Raw genomic sequence first — 4820 nt, forward strand, 5'->3', positions numbered from 1 at the left:
GACCAGGCCTACCGGCAGTCCGACGGGCTGGCCCCGCAGACCGGCGGCCCCGGTCCGGCCGGCGACGCCGGTCAGAACGCCGGCCTCGGTCAGAGCGGCGTAGCGGGACAGAACGGCGGGCGGTCCGTCACGCAGCGCAGCTTCGGCCGTCCGCAGGCGCAGGAGCCGGGTTTCCGGCCGGTGTACCCGGGCCAGGCCTGGCCGACGCAGCGTCCGGCGTACCAGCCGGCATACACGCCTCCGCCGCCGCTCGACTGGCACCACCAGCAGGCCCGCGCCTACACTCCGGCACCGCCGGAGAAGAACAGCGGCAACCGGTTGATCGCGATCGCGGCGGCCGTCGCCCTCATCATCGGTGTGGTCGCCGGCGCCGGTGCGGCCGCAACCGTGGTCGCGCTGGACGACAACCGCCCGGTCGCGGAGCAGCCCGGCCCGCCGGTCGGCACCGGCGCGGACCCGAAGATCCGCAGTGGCTCGGTCTCAGCGGTCGCGACCACCCTGCTGCCGAGCGTCGTCCAGCTGAAGGTCGAAGGCGCCGACAACTCGAACGCGACCGGCTCCGGTTTCGTCATCGACAACGCCGGTCACATCCTGACCAACAACCACGTGGTCGCGGCCGCCGCGAAGGGCGGGGCGATCCAGGTGATCAACGACAAGAGCAAGTCCTGGACGGCCCGGCTGGTCGGCCGCTCACCGGCGTACGACCTGGCCGTCGTCCAGGTGACCGGGCTGGACGCGCCGTCGGTGCAGTTCGGCCGGTCCGACCTGGCGATCGTCGGCCAGGACGTGGTCGCGATCGGCTCCCCGCTCGGTCTCGCCGGCACGGTGACGTCGGGCATCATCTCGGCGAAGAACCGCCCGGTGACCACCGGCGACGGCGAGGACCAGACGTCGTTCCTGAACGCGCTGCAGACCGACGCCGCGATCAACCCGGGCAACTCCGGTGGCCCGCTGGTCGACATGAACGCCCGGGTCATCGGGGTGAACTCCGCGATCGCCACCGTTCGCGGTGCCTCCGAGGGGCAGAGCGGGAACATCGGTCTCGGGTTCGCGATCCCGATCGACCAGGCCCGGCGGACGGCGCAGCAGCTGATCGCCACCGGGGTGGCGTCGTACCCGGTGATCGGCGCCAACGTCGACCTGAGGTTCGAGGGCGGCGCCCGGCTGGAGACGGTCAACCCCGGCTCGCCGGCCCTTCGCGCGGGGCTCCGCGTCGGTGACGTGGTCACCGCGATCGACAACCAGCCGGTCCTCACCGCCGAGGCGTTGATCGTCGCGATCCGCGCCCACCAGCCGGGGGAGAGCGTGAAGCTCGTGTACGAGCGCGGCGGCAAGGCCCGTCAGGCCACCGTCACGCTCGGCCAGCAGACCGGCTGACCTCCTGTCCGGATCCGGCTGACCCGGCAGGCGGTCTGGCCGCCTTGCGGCTACGCTTGTCGCCGTCGCGGGACATGGGCTGGAACGACGTACTGAAAGGTGGGGACATGTTCGGCATCGGGCCACTCGAGCTGGTGGTGATCGCGATCGTCGCCGTGCTCGTCTTCGGCCCCGATCGGCTGCCGGAGTTCGCCCGGACCGCGGGCCGGCTGCTGCGCCAGGTGCGCCGAATGGTCACCAACGCGCAGAACGACCTGCGCAACGAGCTGGGCCCGGAGTTCGCCGACCTGGACATCCAGGACCTGAACCCGCGCAACTTCGTCCGCAAGCACCTCCTCGAGGGCACCGACGACTTCGACGACGACAAGCCGGTCTCCACCCCCGACTTCTCCGACGCCCCCCAACGCCTCGCCGCCGGCCAACGCCCCCCGTACGACCCGGAATCCACCTGACCGCCGACCCGGACGGCGAACATCTGCCGTCGCAAGCCTGCCTACAGCGCGAGGGGTCACCACCGATTGCTCCGAGCCAAGGCACGCAGCGCCGGAGCGTCTGGATCGCATCCACGCGGGCGTGGCGATGAGGTTGCACCGCGCTTGTCCGGTGGAGGTCCTCGCCGCGTCCGGCGGGCTGCCGGGCGCTCGTACAGAGGGAACCCGCAGGGTTTTCCAGCACGTGGGCTTGGCTCCCCGGGCCCGGTCGGCGTCTCAGTCGTGGGGTGGGCGGTGGTCTGCGGTCAGTAGGTCGTAGGTGACTCGTGCGTCGAGGGTGCCGTTGCCGAGGGGGAAGGCTTCGCGTTCGGTGCCGGCGTGGCGGAAGTTCAGTTTCTCGGCGACGCGGCGGGCGGCGTGGTTGGTGGCGGCGGTGCGGATGACCAGGCGGCGGCCGTCGAGCCCGCCGGCGCGTTCCGGGGAGAAGTACCACTCGGCCATCCGGCTGATCGCCTCGGGCATGACGCCGCGGCCCTGGGCGTCGGGGTGCAGCCAGTAGCCGATCTCGCCGTCGTGGCCTTGCTGCAGACCTTGGTGCAGGTTGAAGAGCGTGAGGTTTCCGAGACCCAGATCGGTCACGGAGTCGGCGACGCACCAGTTGTAGCGAACGCCGGACGCGGCCTGCTCGGCCAGGTCCTTCAGCCAGAACCGCGCGTCCTCGGCCGTGAACGGCTGCGGGACGAACGGGAGGAAGTGAGCGGTCGCCTGATTCGTGCGGCCGGCAGCGATCCGCGGGGCCTCGTCCGCGCGCCACGGCCGCAGCCGCAGCCGCGATGTCTCCAGCACCGGGTGCACGAACCACGGCTTGCGCGGCTTCCGCGGATCCGACGGCCCGATCCAGCCCGTCCACGCGTCGACCCGGCGGCCGCCCTCCTCGGCGAGCCGGGGGATCGTCTCCCCGAAGCTGAAGCCGGTGGCCCAGGCAACCCGCCGCGACGGCCAGTTCCCGACCCGCGCCCACCAGCGGACGACGTGGAACCCGCACGTGCCGAAGCCGAACTCCAGCAGCAGCCGCACCGACCGGCTCGCGACCCCGGCGCCTCGCGCCCACCGGTACAGCCCGTAGTGCACCCGCGCGTTGCCGTCCGCGTCCGGCTGCAGTGACGCCGTCCCGGCGTACCGGCCCTGGTACTCGATCACGAACGCGAGCCGCTCGCCCGTCTTCCACGCCTCGGTGATCCCGTGGCCGATCCACCGGCGGGCGTCGTCCTCGCCGTACCCGCGGTCCGGGTCCTCGAGATTGCGCTCGAGCTGCCCCTGAACGTCGTCCGGCCGGGGAGCGCGCAGCGTCACCACACCGTCGGTCAGGACCGGATGCTCAGCAGGGATCGGCACCCTGCCAAGTCAACCGCAAGTGTGCTGTCAGCGCCCGACCGGGGACAGCCCGAGTTGCCGGCCGAGCAGGCCGCGGGGCTTCCCGCCGAGCTTGGCCGCGATCCGGTCGAGGACCTGCGCCGCCGGGGCGTCCGGGTCGGTCGCCGTCAGCGGGTTGCCCAGGTCACCGCCGCTGCGCAGCCGCTCGTCCAGCGGGATCTCGCCGAGCAAGGGGATCTGGTACCCGAGCCGCGCCGAAAGGGTCTCCGCCACCCGGATGCCGCCGCCGGTGCCGAAGATCTCGATCCGGTGCTCCGGACCGCAGTGCGGGCACGGCAGGTACGACATGTTCTCGACCACGCCGGCCACCCGCTGGTGCACCATCTGCGCCATCGTGCCGGCCCGCTCGGCCACCTCGGCGGCGGCCTCCTGCGGCGTCGTCACCACGATCACCTCGGCGCTGGTCAGCCGCTGGCCGACCGAGATCGCGATGTCACCGGTGCCGGGCGGCAGGTCCAGCAGCAGTACGTCGAGGTCGCCCCAGTACACGTCCGCCAGCATCTGCACGAGCGCGCGGTCCAGGATCGGGCCGCGCCAGGCGACCACCTGGTCGCGCTTGGGCTTGAGCATGCCGATCGAGATCACCTTCACACCGTGCGCGGGCACCGGCATGATCATGTCGTCCACCGCGGTCGGCCGCTCGTCGGCGACGCCGAACATGGCCGGCACCGAGTGGCCGTAGATGTCCGCGTCCAGGACGCCGACCGACAGCCCCTGCCGCTCCATCGCGACCGCCAGGTTGACCGTCACCGAGGACTTGCCGACGCCGCCCTTGCCGGAGGCGATCGCGAACACCTTGGTCAGCGAGTCCGGCCGGGAGAACGGGATCTCCTTCTCCGCGACGCCGCCGCGCAACTGCGTCTGCAGGGCGGCACGCTGCTCGGCCGACATCACCCCGAGGTCGATTTCGACCCCGGTGACGCCGTCGAGTTTGCTGATCGCGGCCGTGGTGTCGCGCCGCAGCGTGTCCTTCATCGGACAGCCCGCGACGGTCAGCAGGATGCGGACGGCGACCACGCCGTCCTCCCGGACGACCACCGACTCGACCATGCCGAGGTCCGTGATCGGTTTCTTGATCTCCGGATCCAGGACACCACCGAGCGCCGTGGTCACCTGATCAGCAGTAGGAGCCATACGCCAAGGCTACGTGCTGCACCTAATCCCGCCGACCACGGTCCGTGTGACGTAGGTCCGGCAAGGCGACCCTAACCCCACTCACCCCGACGGATAACCCCTCCCGCTGCCGGTTCTCCCGCCCTGACAGGAGGCGAGAAGGGTGCACGGGAGGGGTTATCCGCTCAAATGCACGCGGGGGATGACCCCTCTCGTTGCCGGTTCTCCGGCGGTGGCAGGAGGCGAGAAGGGTGGACGGGAGGGGTTATTCGCTCAAATGCACGCGGGGGATGACCCCTCTCGTTGCCGGTTCTCCGGCGGTGGCAGGAGGCGAGAAGGGTGGACGGGAGGGGTTATTCGCTCAAATGCACGCGGGGGATGACCCCTCCCATTGCAGGTTCTCCGGCGGTGGCAGGAGGGGAAAGGGTGGATGGGATCCGCTCGAATGCACGCGGGGGGATGACC

At 71.3% G+C, this 4820-nt stretch carries 4 protein-coding genes; 2 read left to right on the top strand and 2 right to left on the bottom strand.

The window, feature by feature from the left end; all coding sequences use genetic code 11:
* The coding region (locus E1218_RS34865; RefSeq protein ID WP_407657658.1) for a trypsin-like peptidase domain-containing protein at positions 1-1377 on the top strand (1377 nt) is incomplete at its 5' end.
* Between the two features lie 107 nt (positions 1378-1484).
* Positions 1485-1829 (top strand): sec-independent translocase, encoded by a 345-nt coding sequence (locus tag E1218_RS34870; protein WP_132327303.1) that lies wholly within the window; start codon positions 1485-1487, stop codon positions 1827-1829.
* A gap of 255 nt (positions 1830-2084) precedes the next feature.
* Here E1218_RS34870 and E1218_RS34875 read toward each other — a convergent pair whose 3' ends face one another.
* The gene (locus E1218_RS34875; protein WP_233712677.1) at positions 2085-3203 is read right to left on the bottom strand and encodes a GNAT family N-acetyltransferase; all 1119 of its coding nucleotides are present in this window, start codon (positions 3201-3203) and stop codon (positions 2085-2087) included.
* Between the two features lie 27 nt (positions 3204-3230).
* Positions 3231-4376: an Mrp/NBP35 family ATP-binding protein gene (locus E1218_RS34880; RefSeq protein WP_132327304.1), complete on the bottom strand. Its 1146-nt coding sequence runs from the start codon at positions 4374-4376 to the stop codon at positions 3231-3233.
* Positions 4377-4820: the final 444 nt, after the last annotated feature.

The sequence above is a fragment of the Kribbella turkmenica genome, assembly GCF_004348725.1.
In the GTDB taxonomy this organism is placed as follows: domain Bacteria; phylum Actinomycetota; class Actinomycetes; order Propionibacteriales; family Kribbellaceae; genus Kribbella; species Kribbella turkmenica.

Coding starts and splice junctions, on each gene's coding strand:
- E1218_RS34870 (WP_132327303.1), top strand. CDS start 1,485: ATGTTCGGCATCGGGCCACTCGAGCTGGTGGTGATCGCGATCGTCGCC.
- E1218_RS34880 (WP_132327304.1), bottom strand. CDS start 4,376: ATGGCTCCTACTGCTGATCAGGTGACCACGGCGCTCGGTGGTGTCCTG.